Genomic DNA, 21,939 nt, shown 5'->3' on the forward strand with positions numbered 1-21,939 from the left:
ATGAAAACCCTTCTCACCCAAACCGACGCACGCTTCATCCTGTCGATCGCCCTGGAACTGGCCGAAAGCCAGGCCGCCGCGGCCGGGGTTCAGCTCGAATCGGCGGCAGGGTCGGCGATTACCGACGACGTGATCGTCGCCACGCTCTCGCAGTTCGCGCCTACTGTGACGATCGACGAGTTCTATGGCCTGCTGGACCGGCCCGAGGTACTGCACTGAACGGCAGCGCGGCTTCGTTGCGTTGGCAACGAAGCCGGAAGCCGCTTAAAACTTCTGACGCAAGCCCACGCTCACAATGGCTTGCGACTGCGTAGCCGACGAGTGGCCGTTGCCCTTGTCGGATACCGAAGCCGTCGCCGCGACCGGATTGCCTGCGGCGTCGAGCGTCATGCCTGATGCATGCTGGTAGCCCGCAAGCAGATACACCGTCGAGCGCGTCGAGAGATCGTAGGTCGCGCCCACTGAAACGTTGTGGTATTGCGCGTCTTCATCCACGCCTTCCACGGCGCTGCCGCGCGTATAGCTATAGCCTGCGAACAAGTGCGTGCGCGGCTGCACGTTCCACTGCGTGAAAATACCCGCGATATTGAAGATCGCGTTGCCCGAGAAGAGCGAATTCGCGCCTGAGCGGTACTGCACGTTGCTGTAGTTCACGCCGACCACCGCGGGACCGAAGTCCCACGTCGCGCCCGCCGCTACGACCTGCTGTGATTGCGCGCTCGCATAGCCTTCGTTGATCGACGAGTTGAAAGTGCCGTCGTACGTGCCTTGCCACTTGCCGTAGCTGGGATCGTCGAGGCCGGTCTTGCTGTTGTCCGAGCGCTCATAGCCCACGCCCATGCGCAGCGGGCCGTTCGCGTAGCCCGCGCCCACGCTCCAGGTGTTCTTGCGCTTCATGCTGCCCGGCTGGCCGCCGAAACCATACAGTGCACCGAACGTGAGGCCCGCGTAATTCGCGCTCGTGTACTTGATCGAGTTGTCCACGCGCGTGGTCTGGTCGAGGTCGTCGATATCGCCCGGATGCGCGCCAAAGCCGCCGATGAAGTTCACGGGCGCGACTGGCCCGACGAAGTCGTCGAGCGAGGTGTACTGGCGGCCCATGGTGAGCGAGCCGTAGCGCTGGTCCGAGAGGCCCACGAAGGCCTGGCGGCCGAGCAGGCGCCCGCCCTGGCCCGACGTACCGTTCGTGATGTCGAAGCCGTCTTCGAGCAGGAAGATGGCCGCGAGCCCGTTGCCCAGATCCTCCTTGCCCTTGATGCCCCATCGGCTGCCCGAGAGGTTGCCGGTCGAGAGGCCCACGTTCGAATGGCCCGTGTACGCGCCAGTGGTGCCCGTGCGCTCGTTGCTGCGATACGTGATGCCGGCGTCGGCAATGCCGTACAGCGTGACCGAACCTTGCGCCAGAGCGACGCCGGCGAGCGAGAACAGGACTGGTGCGGCGAACAGGTGTTTTCTCATCATTTGTTGTTTCAACGTCTATGGATCGCCTCTTGAGCGATTTCTGGTTATACGCGCACGCGCTCGCGGCCTCGTGAACGAGACCGCAAGCGTGGAACGCGGGGGAGGGAAAGGTGCGGCGCGGAGTGGAGCGCGTCAGCGCTCGAGCGTTGCGCCGGGCGGCGACGCCGGCGTGCTCACGGTGACGGTCTTGCGGACCTTCGCGACGTCTTCGGCGCTCACTGGCGTGCCAGCGTTGCCCCAGCTCGCGCGCACGAAGGTAGACACGTCGGCCACTTCCTGGTCGGACAGACGCCAGCCGAACGGCGGCATCGTGAACGACGAGGGCGCGGACTTCGTGCCTTCAAGCGCGCTGCCTGCGAGCAGCACGTGAATCAGCGATGTGGGGTCCTTGCCCTGCACGACGGGGTTGCCGCCGAGTGCAGGGAACACACGCGTGTAGCCGCGTCCGTCGCTGCGATGGCAGGCCATGCAGTTGTCGCGATAGACCGCCGCGCCGCGTGCGCTCGCGTCGCCGTTTTGCAGCTTGTTCGCGGCGGCGGGATCGTAGGCGTACGGCGTTTCCTTCGGGTCGCTGCTGGGCAGCGTCTTCAGGTAGCGCGCGATGGCGAGCAGGTCCGCGTCGTTCATGTGCTGCATGCTGTGCTGAACCACGTCGGTCATACCGCCGAACGCGGCCGTATGCAGATTGCGCCCCGACTTGAGGAACTGCACGATGTCGTCTTCGCTCCACGCGCCGATGCCCGTGCGCGGGTTGCCGCGCAGGCCCGAGGGCACCCAGCCGTCGATCGGGCCGCCGCCTGCGAGGAAGTCATCGCCTTCGAGGTCGGTGAGCGCGAGTTCCTGCATCGTGCGTGCGCGCGGCGTGTGGCACGCGCCGCAGTGGCCGAGGCCCTGCACGAGATACGCGCCGCGCGCGACGATCGCGTCGTTGTAGTGCGCACCGTCGAACGCCTGCACCTTCGGCGCGAACAGCATGCGCCACGCGCCGAGCGGCCAGCGCATCGATAGCGGCCAGGGAATATCCACCGCGCGGTTCTGCGCCTTCACGGGCCCGACGCCTTGCATGAAATACGCGTAAAGCGCCTTCATGTCGTCATTGCTCAGGCGTGCGTACGAAGGGTAGGGCATCGCGGGGTAAAGCGTGTCGCCGTTCGGCCGCACGCCTTGTCGCACGGCCCTGGCGAAGTCGTCGTAGCTCCACTTGCCGATGCCGGTGTTCGCGTCGGGCGTGATGTTGGTCGAGTAGATCGCTCCGATGGGCGTATCGAACTTCAGGCCGCCCGCGAACGGCTTGCCGCCCTGTGTGGTGTGGCAGGCAATGCAGTCTCCGGCGCGCGCAAGATATTCGCCATGCGCGACGAGCGCGGCGTTCGGCAGTTCAGCTGCGTGCGCCGCGAATGACGTGAATGCCGCGATAGCCGCGCCCGAAGCAGTTGCGCGTGCAACGTTCACGCACGCGGAGAAAAGGTTCTTCTTCATGCGGCTCTTCACACGCTCACCAGGGGACCGGGGTTCTTCAGATACTGGTTGCGAATGGCTTTCGCGCTCCAGTAGGCGAGGGCGGCGACGAGGCCGGTCGGGTTGTAGCCGATCCCCTGCGGGAATGCTGAGGCGCCCATCACGAACACGTTGTGCACGTCCCAACTTTGCAGATAGCGGTTGATGACGCTGGTGTTCGGGTCGTTGCCCATCACGGCTCCGCCCACGAGGTGGGTGGTCTGGTAGCGGCGCGAGTCGAAGTGCGCGCCGAATTCGCGCGTGTACACGTTGATGGCCTTCGGGCCCATCGCCTCGGCGATCTTTTGCATCTGGCCCGTCACGTACTGCGCCATCTTGATGTCGTTGTCCTTCCAGTCGAACGTCATGCGCAGGAGCGGCTGGCCGTACGAGTCGCGGTAGGTCGGATCGAGGTCGAGGTACACGTCGCGGTACGACATGTTGGAGCCGTGCGCATCCATCGAAACGGTGTGCGCGTAGTGATCCTTCACGGCCTTCTTCCACCCGGCGCCCCAGTCCGGCGTGCCAGCGGGCGTGGCGATGCCGCTGATCGGCTTCACGCCCGCCTGGTTCACCCACAGCGGCGAGCCGCCCACGAAGCCGAGCGGGCCGTGGTCGAAGTTGTCGGCGTTGAAGTCGTCCACGGCCACGCCGTTGCCGCCCGCGCCGATGAACGGATTCGTCCACGTGTCCTTGTCGAAGAACGCCGTGATGGTCGAGAGGTTCTGGTACGCGAAGTTGCGGCCCACCACGCCTTCGCCCGAAACCGGGTCATAGGGCTTGCCGATACCCGAGAGCAGCAGCAGATGCACGTTGTGATACTGGAACGCCGCGACGATCACGAGGTCAGCGGGCTGGAACACCTCTTGGCCCGCCGGATCGATATAAGTCACGCCCGTGGCGCGCTTTTTCGTGTCGTCGAGTTCGACGCGCAGCACGTGGCATTTCGAGCGTAGCTCGAAGTGCTTTTCCTGCTTGAGCGCGGGCAGGATGTTGAGATTCGGCGAAGCCTTCGAATACATGTAGCACGCGTAACCGCTGCAAAAGCCGCAGAAGTTGCACGGGCCCATCTGCACGCCGTACGGGTTCGTGTACGGCCCCGAAGTGTTGGCCGAAGGCAGCCGGTAGGGATGCAGGCCGATGGACTTCGCCGCGTCGAAGAAGCGCTGCGCGGAATACGTATTCAGTTGCGCGGGCAACGGGAAGTTGTCGCTGCGCGCGGCCTCGAACACATTGCCGTCGCCGACCACATTGCCCTTCACCTTGTACGCCTGGCCCGAGGTGCCGAACACCTTCTCCGCGAAGTCGAAGTGCGGCTCCAGTTCGTCGTAGCTCACGCCGTAGTCCTGGATCGTCATGCCCTCGGGGATGAACTTCTTGCCGTAGCGTTCTTCGTAGTGGCTCTTCAGGCGCAACTCTTCCGGCGTAATGCGGAAGTGCACGCCCGACCAGTGCAGGCCCGCGCCGCCCACGCCTTCGCCGGGCAGAAACGCGGCAAGCTGGCGGTAGGGCAGCGCCGTGTCGTTCACGCCGTGGCGGATCGAGACGGTGGTCTTCGAAAGGTCGAGGAACAGCTTCTTGCGGATGTTGTACGTAAGCTCGTCGATGGTGTTGGGGTACGCGCCGTCCGGGTAGGTGTCGCGATACTCGCCGCGCTCCAGCGCGACCACGGTGAGGCCCGCTTCCGTCAGTTCCTTCGAGAGGATCGCGCCGGTCCAGCCGAAGCCGACAACCACGGCATCGACGTGAGGTTTCCTGATCGCCATTTACGTACGCTCTCCGTTGATCGAGACCGGGCCGTACGGATAAGGCTTGCCGTTCTGGTTCACGAAATCCATGAAGTCGGCGCGTGCGCCGGGGAAGCCGATCATCTTCCACGCGGCCATGTTGCGGTTGCCGCCGTGGATCGGGTCGCAGAAGTAGCCTTCGCGCGTGTTCTGCAGCAACTGGCCGAAGAACACGGAGGCAGGCACGCCGTCCAGTTCGACCTTGCCCGCTTCGAGCGCGCTGAGCACGCTGTCGCGAGTGCTGGCGTCGAGCGCGTCGAAGTCCTTGGCATACGCCGTCGTGCAGTACGTGTTCACGGCCTTGATGCCGAGCCGGTAGATGTCGCGCGGCACGAGCTTCAACTGGTAGCCGAGTTCGGGCGCGCCTTGCTGGAATGGTCCCTGCATGTACCAGAGCGCGCCGTGCGCGTAGGGCGTGTCCATCTGCCGGTCGATGAATTCGGGGACGCCCGCTTCCAGCGCGCCGGGGCCTTCGGAATCGGCGGGAATCAGGCGGTCGGCGGCGGCTTCGACAAAGGCCCACTCGCGCGCGTCGAAGAAGCGCGGCTTGTAGGCGGCGGCCTGCACGGCTTCGGGCCTCGCGTTCGGCGCAGAGGCGGCGCTGCCCGCCGTGGCGGTTTCGCTCGACGGCTGCTTGCCGCCCTCGCAGCCCGCCAGTGCGCTGGCGGGTACGAGCACCGCTGCCGTGCGTAGGAAACCGCGGCGTGTCGTGAGAGGAGATTCAGACATTGTGGGATTCTGTATGAGTTCGGCGCGGCGTGATTCGACCGTGTCCGCGCAGCGATCTTGCCCGCCGCGCGTGTTACGCCGCTGCGGCGGCCACGGAACGGAGATGTTAAATGGAACCGGTTCCATGATTGGGACGCGATTCTACAATATTCCTTTGCGGGGCCTGTACCGGCCGCGCAAGGGCGGGCGGCCCCAGTTGCCGTGCACTCCGAACAAACCCTAACAAATGCAACAAGTTGTTTGACAACTACGGCGAGCCGATGCTACTGTGCTCGGTATTGACAACCCTCCATCCCAGCACGAGGCCTCATGAACGTGTCCCCGATTGTCGAGAGCGAATTCGCCTCGACTGTGATGGCAGTGCCGCCGCTCGCACGCCGCCCCGACTTCTCCCTCGACGTTGAACAGAACCGCAAGCTGATCCGCCATATGGAAGCGGGCGGTATCCGCACGCTGCTGTACGGCGGCAATGCGAACCTGTACCACGTCGCCGTGAGCGAATTCCGTGAGTTGCTTGACATGCTCGCCGACCTCACCGCGCCCGAAACGCGCGTGATTCCGGCTATCGGTCCCGACTACGGCAAGATGCTCGACCAGGCGCGCATCCTCGCGCAAACGCAGTACAAGACGGCCATGGTGCTGCCGCTCTCCGGCTTCACCACGCCCGCAGGTGTGGAAGCGGGCCTCACGCGCATCGCCGACACCGCCGGCATTCCGCTCACGCTCTATATCAAGAGCGAAGACTATGTCGACGTGGACACGCTCGTGCGCCTGATCGACCGCGGCACGCTGATCGCGGTGAAGTACGCGATCGTGCGCGCCGATCCGGCGAACGACCCGTACCTGCGCCGCCTGCTGCAAAGCGTGCCGGCTTCGAAGGTGGTCTCGGGCATGGGCGAGCGTCCGGCGCTGGTTCACGTGCGCGACTTCGGTCTGGCCGCCTGGACCACGGGCTCGGGCTGTATCGCTTCGAACGCCATCATGGCGCTGCTGAAGGCCGCGAAGGAAGGCCGTGCGGAAGAAGCGCAACGCCTCTACGATGCTTTCATGCCGCTCGAAACGCTGCGCGACAACATCTCGCTCATCCGCGTGCTGCATGACGCCGTGACGCTTTCGGGCATCGCCGACATGGGCCCGATCCTGCCACTGCTCTCGCAGTCGCCCGCCGAGGCGCTGCCGGCGATCGGCGACGCGGCCAAGGCGCTGCTCGCATTCGAGCAGAAGCTGGCCGCTTCGGCCCAGACCGCGAACGCCTGAATGACGGCAACAAGTAATTGAACGGAGCGAACATGCAGATTACTGGAGCAATGCTGCTGGGCGCGCAAGCGGTGCACGGCGCGGCGGGCGAGATGCGCGCCTTCGCGCCCGCGCTCGGTCAGGAGATCGAGCCGTCGTTCGGCCTCGGCGGCAAGGCCGAAGTCGCGCGCGCTTGTGAACTCGCGGCACAGGCGTTCGACGCCTTCCGCGCGGCCCCGCACGAAACGCGTGCGCGCCTGCTCGAAGCGATCGCCGAACGCATTCTCGGCATCGGCGAGGCGCTGATCGAGCGCGCGCATCTCGAATCCGCGCTGCCCAAGGCGCGCCTGGAAGGCGAGCGCGGCCGCACGGTCGGTCAGCTGCGTCTTTTCGCGTCGCTCGTGCGCGACGGCCGCTGGTGCGGCGCCGTGCTCGACTCGGCGCTGCCGGAGCGCAAGCCGCTGCCGCGCTCGGACCTGCGCGCGCATCGCATCCCGGTCGGCCCCGTGGCCGTGTTCGGCGCGAGCAACTTCCCGCTGGCGTTTTCGGTGGCGGGCGGCGATACGGCTTCGGCGCTGGCCGCCGGCTGCCCGGTCGTCGTGAAGGCTCACCTCGCGCACCCCGGCACCTCGGAACTCGTGGGTCGTGCGATCCAGCAGGCCGTGGCTGACGTTGGTCTGCCTGAAGGCGTGTTCTCGCTCGTCTTCGGCGGCGGCAATGAAGCGGGCGAAACGCTCGTGGCGCATCCGGCCATCAAGGCCGTGGGCTTCACGGGTTCGCGCCGCGGCGGTCTCGCGCTCTCGCACATCGCGGCTGCGCGCCCCGAGCCGATTCCGGTCTACGCCGAAATGAGCAGCATCAACCCGATGTTCGTGCTGCCCGCGGCGCTGGCCGCTCGCGGCGAAGCGCTCGCGCAAGGCTTCGTGGATTCGCTCACGATGGGCGTGGGCCAGTTCTGCACGAACCCGGGCCTCGTGCTCGCCATCGACTCGCCTGAACTCGACCGCTTCGTGAAGGCGGCGAGCAGCGCGCTCACGCAGAAGCCCTCGCAAAGCATGTTGACGGCGGGCATCGCCTCGACGTATGGCGAAGCCGTTGCCGCGCGCAAGCAGTTGCCTGGCATCGAGAACCTGGCCGAAGGCACGAAGACGGACGCGCATTGCGACGCGCTGCCGGTGCTCTTCAAGGCCAGCGCCGAGCAGTTCCTCGCGCAGCACGCGTTGTCGGACGAGATTTTCGGGCCGACCTCGGTAGTCGTGGCATGCCGCGACGAAGCCGAACTCGCGCGCGTGGCGGAGCACCTCGAAGGCCAGCTCACGGCGACGCTGCACATCGACCGCGACGACTACGGGATGGCCGCGCGCCTGATGCCGATTCTCGAGCGCAAGGCCGGCCGCATTCTCGCGAATGGCTTCCCGACGGGCGTCGAGGTGTCGTATGCGATGGTCCACGGCGGCCCGTTCCCGGCCACCTCGGACGCGCGCACGACTTCGGTGGGCGCGATGGCGATCGAGCGTTTCCTGCGTCCGGTCTGCTACCAGGACCTGCCGGCTGAACTTCTGCCGGTCACACTGCAGAACGACAATCCGCTCGCGCTGTGGCGTTTGCGCGACGGCGAGCTGGTGAAGAAGTAATCCCGCGAAAGCGGTCAGGAAAGCGCCTGCAGAAGCCTTGCAGGCGCTTTCTCCAGGCGGATTCCGACAAGAGGCTCACAGTAGTCTCACAAAGACCCTGACGTTGCTTGACAACTTGGTGCGTGGTTCGGCATCCTGTGTCCGGTTTGGGCAATACAAAAATGGTCGCGTTAGAACAAATTCCATAACAGATGTGAGGAGATGCGATGTTCGATGGACGCTTGAAGGCCAGCGTGCTGGCCGTGTGTGTGGCGGCCGCCACGGCGCTCGGCATGAGCGCGGCCAAGGCCGATCCCGTTTCCCTGAACATAGTCGACGTGGCCGGTAACCTGCAGCTCACGCAGAAGGCTTTCGAAGCGTTCAAGGCGAAAAACCCGAATCTCGTCTCCAATATCACCTACACCAACGCGCCCGCGCCGCAGTTGCCTGGCAAGATCAAGGCGATGCAGGCCGCCGGCCGCGCCGACATCGATCTCGTGCTAACAGGCACCGACGCGCTCGCCGCCGGCATCGAACAGAATTTGTGGATGAAGCTGCTGCCGGATCAGCAGGCAGCGCTGCCGGGCGTGCTCGACAAGTACGCGCCGGGCCCGCGCAAGATGCAGGACCTCGCGCAAGGCTATGGTCTCGAAGTGTCGTATATGCCGGCCGGTCCGCTGATCGAATACAACCCGGCCAAGGTCGCCAAGCCGCCGCAAACGCCGCAGGAACTGCTGGCGTGGTGCAAGGCGAACCCCGGCAAGCTGATCTATGCGCGTCCGGCCAATTCGGGTCCGGGCCGCACGTTCCTGATGGGCCTGCCGTATCTGCTCGGCGACAAGAATCCGCAAGACCCGATCAACGGCTGGGACAAGACCTGGGCGTTCCTGAAGGAGCTGAACTCGTGCGTGCCGTACTACCCGGGCGGCACCTCGGCCGTGATGAAGGAACTGGGCGAAGGCACGCGTGACATGACGGTGACCGTGACGGGCTGGGACATCAACCCGCGCGCGCTCGGCATCGTGCCGGCCGACTTCAAGGTGCAGGCGTTCAACAACATGACATGGGTGAACGACGCCCACTTCATGGTCGTGCCGAAGGGCGTCTCGAAAGAGAAGCTCGCGGTGCTGCTCAAGCTCATGAACTTCATGCTCGAGCCGCAGCAACAGGCCATGACGTATGACGACGGCTACTTCTACCCGGGCCCCGCAGTGAAGGATGTCACGCTACAGATGGCGCCGAAGGAAAGCCAGGACGTGATCGCGAAGTACGGCCGTCCCGAATACGCGAAATGGCTCACGGCCTATCCGCATGTCCAGCCGCTTTCCGCGCAGGCGATGGTCGCGGCGTTCCAGAAGTGGGACCGCGAAGTCGGTTCGCAGAAGTCGCAGTAACAAGAGGAAGAGAGGAAGAAGCAGCAATGGACGGACGGTGCTTTCGTGGTGTCGATTGAGGAGCGCCGTCCTCGATCCCTGCTCATCCAGGTTGATCTTGTTGGTCAGGAACGTGTCATGAAGCATTCTTTCGATCGTCTGCGCCTCGACTCGGTGTGCCGTAGCTTCACTAACGCGGAGGGGACGCAGCTCGCCGCGCTGCGTGGTCTCGACCTCGACATTCGCCGTGGCGAATTCATTGCGCTGCTCGGGCCTTCGGGCTGCGGAAAATCCACGGCGCTCAATTGCATTGCCGGTCTGCAACCGCTCACGAGCGGCAGCATCTGGCTGGACGACCTGCGTATCGATGTGCTGCCTCCCGAGAAGCGCGGCTTCGGCATGGTGTTCCAGAATTACGCGTTGTTCCCGCACATGACGGTGCTGGAAAACGTCGGCTTCGGCCTGAAGATGCAGGGTGTGCCGCGCGAGGAGGCCAGGCGCCGCGCGCGCGAAGCACTGCAGCTCGTGCAGCTCGTCGGTCACGAAAGCAAGCTGCCGGGCCAGCTTTCGGGCGGCCAGCAGCAGCGTGTGGCGATTGCCCGCGCGATCGTCATCGAGCCGCCTCTCGTGCTGATGGACGAGCCGCTCTCGAACCTCGACACCAAGCTGCGCATTGAAATGCGCGCGGAAATTCGCCGCATTCACGGCCAGCTCGAACGCGCCACCATTTACGTGACGCACGATCAGGACGAAGCGCTTTCGATGGCGGACCGCATCGTCGTGATGAAAGAGGGCGTCGTGCAGCAAGTGGCGACGCCGAAGGAAGTGTATAGCCGCCCGTCGAACCTGCACGTCGCGCGCTTCATGGGCTTTCGCAACGTGCTGCCGTTCGCGATCACCGGCGAGCAGGGCGACCACATCGCGATGTCGTCGTCGGGCATCACGCTGACCGGCGTGCCGATGGGTGAGCTTAACGGCGGCGAGATTACGGTCGCCATGCGTCCCGAAGATTTCGAGCGCGCCAACGCGGGCGATGCGAACGCTTTCGACGTGGAAGTGGAAATGGTCGAGTACGGCGGCCGCGATTCGCTGTTGCTCGCCAACGCGCCGTTCGGCAAGCTGTGGGCGCGCGTGGAAGGCGAATTCGAAGCCGGCGAGCGCGCCACGCTGCGCGTCGCGCCTTCGCACGTGCTGGCCTATGCGGAGCGTGTGTCGTGAGCACGCTCATTGCGTCGCTGACCCGCGCGCCGCGCGATTCGCGCGGCTGGCTCATCACGCCTGCGCTCGGCTTCATCATCGCGATGTTCCTTTATCCGTTCGCCTACGGTCTCGTGCTGTCGTTCAAGCCGATGAACGGCGGCGGCATGTTCGCGAATTACCTGCAGTTCATTCACGACCTGTCGCTGTGGCCCACGGTATTCGTCACGCTCAAGCTGGCGGTGCCCGCGACCATCATCAACGTCGGGCTTTCGCTGCCGGTGGCATTTGCGCTGCGCCGCAAGTCGCCGTACCAGAAGCTCGTGACCACGCTGCTCGTGATTCCCGTCACGCTCGGCACGGTGCTGATCGCCGACGGCATGCTCAGCTACTTCGGCCCGAACGGCTGGTTCCCGCAGGCGCTGCACGCGCTGCATCTGTACACGAGCGAAGAGATTCGCCTCACGCACAACTACTGGGGCGTGCTGATCTCGCTGATCGTTTCGGGTTTCCCGTTCGCGTTTTTGCTCACGCTCTCCTACGTCACCGGCATCGACCCGACGCTTGCGCGCGCGGCGGCGACGCTCGGCGCAGGCCCGTGGCAGCAGTTCCGCCAGATCTATTTGCCGCTGCTCGCGCCCGGACTCACGATGGCCGCGTGCCTTTCGTTCGTGCAGGCGTATTCGGTGTTTCCTTCGGCAGTGCTGCTCGGTGCGCCCGCAGGTCCCACGCGCGTGATCTCCATCGCGGCTTCGGAAGCCGCGTTCGAGAGCTATGACTACTCGCTCGCCTCGACCATCGCGATCGTGATGGGCTTCGTGCAGTTGATCGTCGTGGCCGCGATGTTGAGCGCGAAGCGCTTCTTCTACTCGGGCCCGGTGAGCGGAGGGAAAGGCTGATGACCGCACATCAACGTAACGCGGCCGGCCTCGGCACGAGTGCGCAGGCAAGCGAAGAACGCTCCACGCCGGCCGCCAATGCTGCGCAGGCAAGGCCCGCTTCGCGCCTGCCCGACGTGCTCTGGAAAGTGTTCGTCTGGGGCGGTGTGGTGTTCTTCCTGCTCAACGTGGTGCTGCTGATCGCCACGGTGGGCGTGAACTCTATCGCCACGCGCTGGTTCGGCACGCCGCTGCCGCAAGGCTTCACACTGCACTGGTATGCGCAGGCGTGGCGCGACTTCCAGCTTTCGAGCGTGCTGTGGGTGACGTTCGAAGTGGTGGGCTCGGTCGTGCTGCTCTCCATCGCGCTGGGCGTGCCCGCCGCCTATGCTTTGGCGCGCGCGCAGTTTCCCGGCAAGCGCATTGCCATGCTCGTGTTCCTGCTGCCGCTCATGGTGCCGCCCGTCACGTACGGCATTCCGATGGCCACCGCCATGTACAAGTTCGGCCTCGCGGGCACGCTGCCCGGCGTGATCCTCGCGAACCTGGTGCCCGCGCTGCCGTTCGTGATCCTCGTGATGACGCCGTTCATCGAGCAGATCGATCCGAATCTCGAGTCGGCCGCGCGCATTTTCGGTGCGAACACGCTGCGCTATTTCCGTTATGTATTGCTGCCGCTTCTCGTGCCCGGGATGCTGGCGGCGGGGCTGCTCGTGCTCGTGCGCACGATCGGCATGTTCGAACTCACTTTCTTTACCGCCGGACCCGACACGCAAACGCTGGTGGTTGCGCTGTACTACGCCGTCTTCTCGACGGGCGTGCGTGCGCCGCAATCCATCGACGCCATGGCGATGATCTATATGGCCATCACGCTTGCGTGGGTGCTGGTCGCCCTGCAGTTCGTCAGCCCGACACAACTCGTGTCGCGCGTGAAGGAGCAACGCTAGGCCAGCGCCGGCGGCTTTACTGGAAACACCTGGAGCAACGCAAGATGAGCAAGAAGCGAAAGACCCCCGAAGAACTGCGCAGCCACCGCTGGTACGGCGTGAACGACCTGCGGTCGTTCGGCCATCGCTCGCGCACCGCGCAGATGGGCTACAGCCGCGAAGAGTACGCGGGCAAACCGGTGATCGCCATCCTCAATACGTGGAGCGAGATCAACCCTTGCCATACGCACTTCAAGCAGCGCGTGGAAGAGGTCAAGCGCGGCATCTGGCAAGCGGGCGGGTTCCCGATCGAGTTGCCGGTGCAAACGCTCTCCGAGCCGTTCCAGAAGCCCACCACGATGCTCTACCGCAACTTCCTCGCAATGGAAGCGGAAGAGACGATCCGCTCGTACCCGGCCGACGGCGTCGTGTTGATGGGCGGCTGCGACAAGACCACGCCCGCGCTGCTGATGGGCGCGATTTCGATGGATCTGCCCACGATCTTCCTGCCGGCGGGCCCGATGCTCAACGGCAACTGGAACGGCGTGACGCTCGGCTCGGGCTCGGACACCTGGAAGTACTGGGCCGACCTGCGCGCGGGCAAGATCACCGAAGAAGACTGGAAGGGCGTGGAAGGCGGCATCGCACGCTCGCCGGGCCACTGCATGACGATGGGCACGGCATCGACGATGACGAGCGCCGCTGAAGCGCTGGGCTTCACGCTGCCGGGCTTTGCCTCGATCCCCGCGCCGGACTCGCGCCATGCGCAGATGTCGGCGAAGACGGGCATGCGCATCGTCGAGATGGTGTGGGAAGACCTGAAGCCTTCGGACATCATCACGCGCAAGTCGGTCGATAACGCCGTGACCACGTGTCTCGCGCTTTCGGGTTCGACCAATGCGATCGTCCACATGATCGCGCTCGCGCGCCGCGCCGGCGTCGATCTCACGCTCGCGCAGTACGACGAAATCGCGCGCCATACGCCGGTGCTCGCGAACATCCGCCCGACCGGCAAGTACCTCATGGAGGACTTCTACTACGCTGGCGGCCTGCGCGCGATGCTCAAGGAACTCGGCGACCTGATCGACGGTACGCAGATGACCGTGAACGGCAAGACGCTCGGCGAGAACATTGCCGACGCGGAAATCTACAGCGAAGAGGTGATCTATCGCCGTGCGAAGCCGCTCATGCCGGATACGGGCCTCGCCGTGCTGCGCGGCAATCTCGCGCCGGACGGCGCCGTGATCAAGCCGGGCGCGGCGGAAAAACATCTGCACGTGCACACGGGCAAGGCCGTCGTGTTCAAGGACTACAACGACATGGCCGCGCGCATCGACAGCGAAGATCTCGACTGCGACGAGAACAGCGTGATCGTGCTCCAGCACGCGGGTCCGGTGGGGGCGCCTGGCATGCCCGAGTGGGGCCAGCTGCCGATTCCGCAAAAGATTCTGCAGAAGGGCGTGCGCGACATGTTGCGTATTTCCGACGCGCGCATGAGCGGCACGAGCTATGGCGCGTGCGTGCTGCACGTGGCGCCGGAATCGTTCATCGGCGGTCCGCTCGCACTCGTGCAGGACGGCGACCTGATCGAGCTGAACGTGCCGGAGCGCCGCCTGAACGTACTGATCTCCGACGAAGAGATGGCGCGCCGCAAGGCGGCGTGGGTGGCACCGGAACCGCGCTTCAAGCGCGGCTATGGCGCGATGTACCAGATGCACGTCATGCAGGCCAACAATGGCTGCGAATTCGACTTCATGCAGCGTGACGGCGTGGGCGGCTCGTGCACCAGCGCGGGCGGCGAACCCGAGATTCACTAAGGAGACACGTTCGGCAGGGAGCGCTTCAGGGGTGATGCGCTCCTGCCGGACAGGAGGCAATGCAGCAACCAGGGTTTTAACGAGTATCAAACCACAACGACTAAAGATAGGACTACCGATGAAAAAAACTATCCTCGCTTCCGCGCTTGGACTCGCCGCGTTGGGCGCACACGCGCAAAGCAGCGTCACGCTGTACGGTATCGTCGATACCGGTATTGGTTATCAGAGCAGTTCGGCCAAGCTGGGCAGCAATGCTGGCGGCGCTTCCGTCGTCAAGATGGTGCAGGGCGTGTGGGCCGGCTCGCGTTTCGGCTTGAAGGGCAGCGAAGATCTGGGCGGCGGCACGCGCGCGATCTTCCAGTTGGAAGAAGGCTACAACTCGGCAACCGGCGCGCAATCGACCACGAACCTGATGTTCAGCCGCGCCTCGTGGGTGGGCGTCGCGAACGCAAACTACGGCACGCTGACGGCCGGCCGCCAGTACGCTCCGTACTACACGCTGCTCTCGCCGTACAGCCCGACCACGTGGCTGACCGGTGCATATGGCGCGCACCCGGGCGATATCGACTCGATGGACACGATCTATCGCATCAACAACTCGCTGGTCTATACGTCGCCGAACATCGCGGGCCTGACCGTGAGCGGCATGTACGCGCTGGGCGGCGTAGCGGGCGCAACCGGTGCAGGCCAGTCGTGGAGCGTTGCCGCGCAGTATCTGCATGGTCCGGCAGGCATCGCAGTGGGCTTCGAGCGCCTGAGCAACGCGGCGAACGGCGGCGGCCCGTGGGATGCGAATTCGACGGCGAACAGCGCCGGCGAGCCGGGCGTTTCGGCGCTCACCAACGGCTTCCAGTGGGCGCAGACGCAACAGCGCCTCGCCGTGACGGCCGGCTACCAGTTCAGCTCGCAGTGGGACATCTCGGTGGCCTACTCGAACGTCCAGTACATTCCGGGTGTGAATTCGCACTTCGGCGACACGCAGATCTGGAATACGGGCGGCGTCGTGCTGCACTACAAGCCGATCACCGTGCTCGACCTCGCAGCTGGTTTCGCCTATACGCGCGCGACCAAGGCCAACGGCATCCAGAGCTCGGCTTCGTACGCACAGTACAACATGTCGCAGTACTACACGCTCTCGAAGCGTACGGGCATCTACTTCGTCGAAGCGTACCAGCGCGCGGGCGGCCAGACGCTGGGCACGCCTAGCGCGACCGGTGCGAGCAGCATCATCAACGCAACTGCCGACATCGGCGACGGCCAGAACAGCGCGCCGTCCTCGTCGCGCAGTCAGGTTGCGGGCGCGATCGGTATCGTTCATCGCTTCTAAGCTTTTTCACGCTCCGAAAGCAGTATCTTCGGCGGTGCCGGGTTTGCCCGGCACCGCCGATTTTTTTGCGGTACCCATCGGCGCCGCCCTGCGTAAGTTTGATTCACGCTAATTCCCGGCGCCTTCGTCTCGATTCCGTTAGGGGAATCATCGCTTTCAACCAAGTAGATAAAGCCCGCTCAATGCGGGCTTTTTGCTTTCTTCGTTGTTCAAATCCGCGGCTGCATTTGTCGTTTATCAAAACCAGTGCTGGCGCGCGATGCGCCGCGCGTTGGCTGTGCCCCTTTTCGGATAGTTCCGATTTCTCCCCGCATGACTTGTGTCGAATATCACCTGATCGGGATAAATGTAGCTCATCGTGCCGCGCTCGTCACGGCACTGGGCTCGTCGTTTTGGTCGACTTCGTGGAGGTCAGGAAATGTCAGAGCAGCGGAAGTGCGTCCCGGGAGTATTTGAATGAGGCGCGCGATTTTGAAAGTAGGCGATAAAACTACGGCGGGGGGAACGGTGCTGGAAGGCATCGAATGCTGCAAGCATCACGGCACGCCGATAACGTTTATCGGCGCGCAGATATGGTGTCCCCAATGCAACTCAACCGGACGCATTGGCTGGATGGGGCCGCACCGGATCGCAACAATGATGGGCAAGCAGCAGGCGCTGGAAAACGACATCTGCATTTGCAAATGCGACCCGCCGCCCGTATGCCTTGCGTCACAACATGATTCGTTCCATGTGTTCACTGCGGAAGAAGTGGCGAACTACGGCAAGAGTCGAACCGCGAGCGCCGCTGCGGAATATGGTGCGTCTGTCTTGCAAGCGGGAATGGTTGGGCGCTTTGGGGGGAATGACGATGAGGCCCATGAGTACGATGAGGATGAAACGTCCTATCCCGCACCCGCCGCAAGCAAACCGCCGCCTGCGGATTGCTCGTATCTGGACGGTACTAAAGAGCGAATTGATGCGCCGGCCGACTTCTACAGGCATACGAATACGGTGCGCGTCTCCCCAGGGAAACAGACAACACACGATTTCCCTGGCGGCGGCGCGAGCCCGGCAACTGAATATGCCGCAACTATTAATGGCCATCCAGTGAGTATCTTCACGCCACTGAGCGCGCCACCGGAAGGGTCTGGGTTGGCTGATGAGGCAACTTTAGCCAAGGCCCTTGAAGTAGTGCCGCCACAACAATATGAACACCTGAATTCGTTGGCAGCTAATTCCAGTCCGTACTCCAAGGACTCGTACTGGCAGGAGAAATATAACGTCCCGTCATTCTCTTCAGCGGCAACTGCAAACATTGCCGAAGGAATCAATTTCTATCCTTGGAAGGGGTGGACCAAAATTCCACAGCAGTACATCGATAGCACAATGCTCCATGAGTCAGGTCATATATGGACAGACGCGCACTGGAATGATAATCCGGCTCTGAAGCAAAGTTGGCTCGATGCAATGGCAAGTGACGGACGGGCACCTTCGAAATATGCCCTCAATAACGAAAATGAAGACTTTGCCGAATCAGCTAACATGTATTGGTCAAGCCTGGATACGCCTTGCGAAGTGGAGGGGCGAAAAAGATATCCCGCACGCTATAGCTATTTCGACTCGAACGTAAAATGATGAAACTGGCTATATGCATCTCAATTATTGCTATGTTTGCTGGAGGTTGTGTGGATTCTTTACATATGGGTGAAATTAGAGTCGGTGGGAAAATACGGCGCTTGCCTGGCGCGCAACCCGCGACGGTGCCGCACCCCGGAACAATTGCTGCGAAGTATACGTGGAACAATTCGACTGAATACTGGAAAGCTTCTGAATTTCCTGATAGTTTTAAATTTATGTGCTTCGACAAGAACGGAATCAGAACCTCGCGAAACAAAGCAGCGTGGTGCATTCCTATCGTTGAAGTTGTGACGATTTCAGTGGACGTAAACGGAAACCCCGTCGCCCCCAAAGATGCGGCGAGTATCGAAAATACAGTCTACGGACCCGACCACACTTTCCTTGAGCACACTATGTCAACACCGAAACCGCCTCCGGAATATCAATATCATCCGCCAAAATAGCCAATAACTACGTCTTCCAGGCTAATTTACGTTGCATGGATGCGCCTTGCTGCGTTCTTGCGCAGTCGAGCGTCGATACGGATTGCCTTCGTCGTATCTCTCGCCGCTAGCGCTTTTACAAGCGCTAACGATAGTGGAGTGAATTGAGCAAAAAGATTCATTGCGCGCAAGCGCCATTGATCTCCCCATCCAGGCACGATTGTGGCCAGATTTACGTGGAACAACTCAGTTGAATACTGGGACGCTTCGAAGGATCCCGATTCTTTCATCTTCCATTGTTACGGCAAGGACGGAAGGGCAACGTCGCGTTCAAAAGCGGCGTGGTGTATTCCAGTCGTGGAAGTCGTCACTGTGTCTTTGGACAAGAACGATAAACCCGCGTCACCCAAGGAGGCAGCGTTTATTGAGAACACAGTCTATGGACCGAATCATACGTTTCTGGAGCACAACACGTCCGGACTCATTCCGATTCCGAACTCAGGCAGCGGCGATAGCAAATGAAATTTCCGAGTACCGCACGAGGGCTGAAAAAATAGTCTGCCCGCACCCAAGGTCTAACGTATGAAAGTAAAAACGCAGTACATCGCCCCAGTGTCGCTGTGGCTTGTCGTGCGCAAGCGCTTCTCCAGCACGGGCTTATTCATTGAACCCGCGTGGATAGGCAACGGCAAGCAGAATGGTCCGCTGATATTCACGTCGCGACTTCTGGCGGCGTTCTATGCATACACACGCAATAAGTACCACCAGAAGGACGATTCCAATAACTGGCGCGTCCTGTCGTTGCAGGAGTTCGATTTGATGCAGCATGTCCGGGACTGCGATGGCGAGTTGTGGTGCATGATGGGTTTCGGCGTGACGCTGGAGGAGCCGGGCTCAATCATCGTTGCGACGGGCGTGCCACGTACCCGATACACGCCGTTGCACTTTGCACCGCCCACGGACAGCGACGAGGTAACGTTCCTGTTCAATCAATGGATCTTCGATTTCATCCACGACGAGTTTAAATCTATCGGCTTGCCGAAGTACGAAGAAGAACTGGAAGCGATGGATGAATTGAGCGACGAAGATTTCGCGGCCACGTTGAAACTCGCTATTGAGCGGGCCGGCATTTGCCGCGAGCCATCAGAACGTGACGAAGTTTTATGGGGCGTTTATAGCCCCATCCACGGTGCGTGGATATCCGGCGAAGAATTGCCTTGCACGCGTCCGGACGGACACGCGGCGCGCATGATGCACTAGTGCCGACACCGTTCACTGACGCTGAGGGCCGAGCATACGGCACAACGCGCGCGCGAGTTCCTTGACCACGGCGTCGGCGGTCGGGCGATGCAGCAACGCGATATCCATCGTTTCGATCGCGGGCAGCCCGCTTTTCGGCGTCAGCACAGCATGATCCGCCGTGACCGCGCGTGCGGGCAGCAGACTGACGCCAAGACCATCGGCAACGGCCGCCTGGATTCCGCTCAGGCTCGAACTGATGAAGCTGATGCGCCAGCGCCGTCCGATCCCTTCGATGGCGTTGGTCATGTCGTCGCGGTACAGGCCACGAGGCGGAAAGGCGACGAGCGGGATGGGATCGAGCTGGAAGGAGGGGTTTCTTGCACTGTCGATCCATCGCAACTGCTCGGGCCAACTCGCAATGACCTCGCGGCTGTTGCGCCGCTGCTTGACAAGGATGAGATCGAGATCGCCGCGATCGTAGCTGCTCGCGAGATCGCGGCTCAACCCGCTCGTCACTTCGAGCTTGACCTGCGGATGCTTGCGGTTGAATGCGGCGAGCGCGTGGGTCGTCGGGCCGCCGACGAAGTCCTCCGGCACGCCGAGGCGCACCGTCAACCCCACCGTCGCGCCCGAGAGCGCTTCGATCATTTCGTCGTTGAGCGCGAGCATGCGCCGTGCGTAGGCGAGCAGCGTCTCGCCTGCGTCGGTCGGCGTCACGTCGCGGCTTCCGCGCTCGAGCAGCTTATGTCCCGCCATCTCCTCGAGGCGACGCACTTTCTGGCTCACGGTGGACTGCGTGGAGTGAAGCCGCGCGGAAGCCGCGGTGAAGGTGCCGGAGTCGGCAACCATGACGATGGCTTTCAGCAGGTCCAGATCGAATAGCGGTGTACGTGCTTTGGCGTCGCGTTTCATTGAACCCATGGTGCCTCGAAGGTGGACATTGAACGCACGGCGAAACCGCCGCTCATGGTATTCAATTTTGCACTACATCGCAGTAGAACATTTAATTTTTGAATATTCAGCCAAATCGATAATATCCAGCGATGCCTCGAGGCAAGCGCATAACGGGCCATTACCGCCCGCTGCGTCATAAGTTCAGACGAGACAGGCAGGAGACACATGAAACTTCGCTATTGGCTGGCCGCATTGCCATTCATAGGCATTTATTCCGGCGGCACGCTCGCCGCCACCACGACATTCCTGTTCGGCTTGCCGTTTCTGCTCGTGTGGAATTTGATCTGGATGGTGGCAACGGCGGCCATTCTCGCGATCATCTATTGCCTTGATACGCGCGACGAGGCGGCGCACGCAGGCGCAGGCCGGGGAGTCGAAAAGTGAACGTGGCCCTGATCATCATCGTCATGTTTGCGATCTTCGCGCTGGCAGTCGGCCTGTATGCGCGCCGCGGCAAAACACTGAGCCTCGAACAATGGGCCGTTGGAGGGCGCGGCTTTGGCGCGCTGCTCACTTTCCTGCTGATGGCGGGGGAGGCGTTTTCGACCTTCTCATTTCTCGGCGCAAGCGGCTGGACCTACAGCAAGGGCGTACCCGCGTTCTATATCCTTTCCTATGGCTGCCTCGCGTATCTCATCGGCTACTGGATGCTGCCCGCCATTTGGCGCTACGCGAAAGAGCGCAATCTCGTTTCGTTCGCGGACTATTTCGCTTCGAAGTACGAGAGCCGCGCAGTGGGCGTGCTCGTCTCGCTGGTGGCTGTCTTCGCGATGGTGTCGTTATTGATCATCCAGTTGAGAGGGCTCGGCATTATCGTTTCCGAAATGTCGTATGGGCAGATTTCACAGAACACGGCGATCTGGATGAGTGCGCTGTTGATGGTGGTCTATATGTCCGTTTCGGGCATTCATGGTTCGGCGAGCATTGCCATCTTCAAGGACGTGCTGATCCTCGCGCTCGCCGTCTTTCTCGGCACGTACCTGCCGCTCCATTACTTCGGCGGCTTTGGCGAGATGTTCGCGCGCATCGATGCGGTGCATCCCGAACTGCTTCGCATGCCTGAACATGGTCTCAACCTGAGCTGGTACAACTCCACGTTGCTACTCACTTCGCTTGGCTATTATCTGTATCCGCACGGCTTCACCGCGGTGTATGTGGCGCGCGATGCGTCCGCGCTGCGCAAGAACACCGTGCTGATGCCGCTTTATCAGGTGCTTATTGCATTTCTGTTTCTCGTCGGCTTTGCGGCCGTGCTGACCGTGCACGGGCTCGAAGGCGCGCAAACCGATCTCGCGCTGCTGCGGCTCGTCAAGCAGACTTTCCCTGCGTGGTTCGTCGGCATCGTCGGCGGGGCAGGGTTGCTTACCGCGCTGGTGCCGGGCTCGCTGATCATGCTCAACGCGTCGACGACGATTGCGCGCAACATCTATCGCGAAGGTTTCGCACCGCATGCAAGCGACAAGGAAGTGGCGCGCGTAGCCCGTGTCGCGCTGCCTGTCTTTACGCTCGTCGTCGTCTACTTCGTGCTGCGTGGCGGCGCGACGTTCGTGGCGCTCGCGATCTTCGCTTCGAGCCTCCTGACGCAACTGGTGCCGATGCTCGCGTCGAGCTTTCTCAAGCGGCCGTTCGGTACGCGCGAAGCGGCGTTTGGTGGCATCTTCGCAGGTGGAATCGTACTTGCAGCGACGAACTGGGGCGGCGTGACGCTCGCCTCGCTTTTCCCGCACGCGAGCGTCGCGTTCACTTCGATCAATACCGGCCTCGTTGCGCTGGCCGCCAATGGCGCGGTCTTCGTCGCGATCAGCGCGATTCAGCGCACACTGGGCACCCGTATTTCTGGCTCCGTAGAATCGGCATGAC

The 21,939-nt window shown here is 62.6% G+C and carries 19 protein-coding genes; 14 read left to right on the forward strand and 5 right to left on the reverse strand.

The window, feature by feature from the left end; all coding sequences use genetic code 11:
- On the forward strand, nt 1-219 hold the full coding sequence (locus L0U83_RS17795) for a hypothetical protein (protein WP_233885126.1): 219 nt from the start codon (nt 1-3) through the stop codon (nt 217-219).
- A gap of 45 nt (nt 220-264) precedes the next feature.
- Here the strand turns inward: L0U83_RS17795 and L0U83_RS17800 are convergent, their stop codons facing one another.
- The 4 genes from L0U83_RS17800 to L0U83_RS17815 all read right to left on the reverse strand — a co-directional run bounded on the left by L0U83_RS17800 (nt 265) and on the right by L0U83_RS17815 (nt 5,474).
- On the reverse strand, nt 265-1,458 hold the full coding sequence (locus L0U83_RS17800) for a porin (RefSeq protein ID WP_308445061.1): 1,194 nt from the start codon (nt 1,456-1,458) through the stop codon (nt 265-267).
- Nucleotides 1,459-1,593: 135 nt separating this feature from the next.
- Nucleotides 1,594-2,940, reverse strand: coding sequence for a c-type cytochrome (locus L0U83_RS17805; RefSeq protein WP_233885131.1), 1,347 nt, complete (start codon nt 2,938-2,940; stop codon nt 1,594-1,596).
- Between the two features lie 8 nt (nt 2,941-2,948).
- Entirely contained in the window at nt 2,949-4,724 is a 1,776-nt protein-coding gene (locus tag L0U83_RS17810; RefSeq protein ID WP_233885133.1) for a GMC family oxidoreductase, read from the reverse strand.
- Nucleotides 4,725-5,474: a gluconate 2-dehydrogenase subunit 3 family protein gene (locus L0U83_RS17815; RefSeq protein ID WP_233885135.1), complete on the reverse strand. Its 750-nt coding sequence runs from the start codon at nt 5,472-5,474 to the stop codon at nt 4,725-4,727.
- Between the two features lie 309 nt (nt 5,475-5,783).
- Here L0U83_RS17815 and L0U83_RS17820 point away from each other — a divergent pair, with 309 nt between their 5' ends.
- From L0U83_RS17820 to L0U83_RS17870, 11 genes are all read left to right on the forward strand, one after another.
- Entirely contained in the window at nt 5,784-6,731 is a 948-nt protein-coding gene (locus L0U83_RS17820) for a dihydrodipicolinate synthase family protein (protein WP_233885137.1), read from the forward strand.
- A gap of 32 nt (nt 6,732-6,763) precedes the next feature.
- Nucleotides 6,764-8,344, forward strand: coding sequence for an aldehyde dehydrogenase (NADP(+)) (locus L0U83_RS17825; RefSeq protein ID WP_233885138.1), 1,581 nt, complete (start codon nt 6,764-6,766; stop codon nt 8,342-8,344).
- 272 nt (nt 8,345-8,616) lie between these two features.
- Nucleotides 8,617-9,717 (forward strand): ABC transporter substrate-binding protein, encoded by a 1,101-nt coding sequence (locus tag L0U83_RS17830; protein ID WP_233886549.1) that lies wholly within the window; start codon nt 8,617-8,619, stop codon nt 9,715-9,717.
- A 117-nt stretch (nt 9,718-9,834) separates the two neighbouring features.
- On the forward strand, nt 9,835-10,914 hold the full coding sequence (locus L0U83_RS17835; protein WP_233885139.1) for an ABC transporter ATP-binding protein: 1,080 nt from the start codon (nt 9,835-9,837) through the stop codon (nt 10,912-10,914).
- Nucleotides 10,911-11,792 carry an ABC transporter permease gene (locus L0U83_RS17840; RefSeq protein WP_233885140.1) on the forward strand — a complete coding sequence of 294 codons (882 nt, stop codon included), beginning with the start codon at nt 10,911-10,913 and terminating at the stop codon, nt 11,790-11,792. The genes L0U83_RS17835 and L0U83_RS17840 overlap by 4 nt, the downstream gene beginning before the upstream one ends.
- Nucleotides 11,792-12,718 (forward strand): ABC transporter permease, encoded by a 927-nt coding sequence (locus tag L0U83_RS17845; RefSeq protein WP_308445045.1) that lies wholly within the window; start codon nt 11,792-11,794, stop codon nt 12,716-12,718. The genes L0U83_RS17840 and L0U83_RS17845 overlap by 1 nt, the downstream gene beginning before the upstream one ends.
- A 44-nt stretch (nt 12,719-12,762) precedes the next feature.
- Nucleotides 12,763-14,514 carry an L-arabinonate dehydratase gene (gene araD, locus L0U83_RS17850; protein ID WP_233885141.1) on the forward strand — a complete coding sequence of 584 codons (1,752 nt, stop codon included), beginning with the start codon at nt 12,763-12,765 and terminating at the stop codon, nt 14,512-14,514.
- 118 nt (nt 14,515-14,632) lie between these two features.
- Entirely contained in the window at nt 14,633-15,841 is a 1,209-nt protein-coding gene (locus L0U83_RS17855) for a porin (protein ID WP_233885143.1), read from the forward strand.
- Between the two features lie 456 nt (nt 15,842-16,297).
- Entirely contained in the window at nt 16,298-17,458 is a 1,161-nt protein-coding gene (locus L0U83_RS17860) for a PAAR domain-containing protein (protein ID WP_233885144.1), read from the forward strand.
- A complete protein-coding gene (locus tag L0U83_RS17865) occupies nt 17,455-17,904 on the forward strand; it encodes a hypothetical protein (protein ID WP_233885145.1) in 450 nt (149 codons plus the stop codon). The genes L0U83_RS17860 and L0U83_RS17865 overlap by 4 nt, the downstream gene beginning before the upstream one ends.
- A 561-nt stretch (nt 17,905-18,465) precedes the next feature.
- Nucleotides 18,466-19,143: a hypothetical protein gene (locus L0U83_RS17870; protein WP_233885147.1), complete on the forward strand. Its 678-nt coding sequence runs from the start codon at nt 18,466-18,468 to the stop codon at nt 19,141-19,143.
- A 12-nt stretch (nt 19,144-19,155) separates the two neighbouring features.
- Here L0U83_RS17870 and L0U83_RS17875 read toward each other — a convergent pair whose 3' ends face one another.
- Nucleotides 19,156-20,037 (reverse strand): LysR family transcriptional regulator, encoded by an 882-nt coding sequence (locus tag L0U83_RS17875; RefSeq protein ID WP_233886550.1) that lies wholly within the window; start codon nt 20,035-20,037, stop codon nt 19,156-19,158.
- A 207-nt stretch (nt 20,038-20,244) separates the two neighbouring features.
- Between L0U83_RS17875 and L0U83_RS17880 the strand changes: the two genes are divergently transcribed.
- Both L0U83_RS17880 and L0U83_RS17885 read left to right on the forward strand, forming a co-directional pair.
- Complete coding sequence (locus L0U83_RS17880) at nt 20,245-20,463, forward strand: DUF3311 domain-containing protein (RefSeq protein WP_233885148.1); 219 nt, start codon at nt 20,245-20,247, stop codon at nt 20,461-20,463.
- Nucleotides 20,460-21,938 (forward strand): sodium:solute symporter family protein, encoded by a 1,479-nt coding sequence (locus L0U83_RS17885; RefSeq protein WP_233885149.1) that lies wholly within the window; start codon nt 20,460-20,462, stop codon nt 21,936-21,938. Before L0U83_RS17880 ends, L0U83_RS17885 begins: the two co-directional genes overlap by 4 nt.
- The last annotated feature ends 1 nt before the right edge of the window (nt 21,939 follow it).

The organism is Paraburkholderia flagellata (assembly GCF_021390645.1).
Classification (GTDB): domain Bacteria; phylum Pseudomonadota; class Gammaproteobacteria; order Burkholderiales; family Burkholderiaceae; genus Paraburkholderia; species Paraburkholderia flagellata.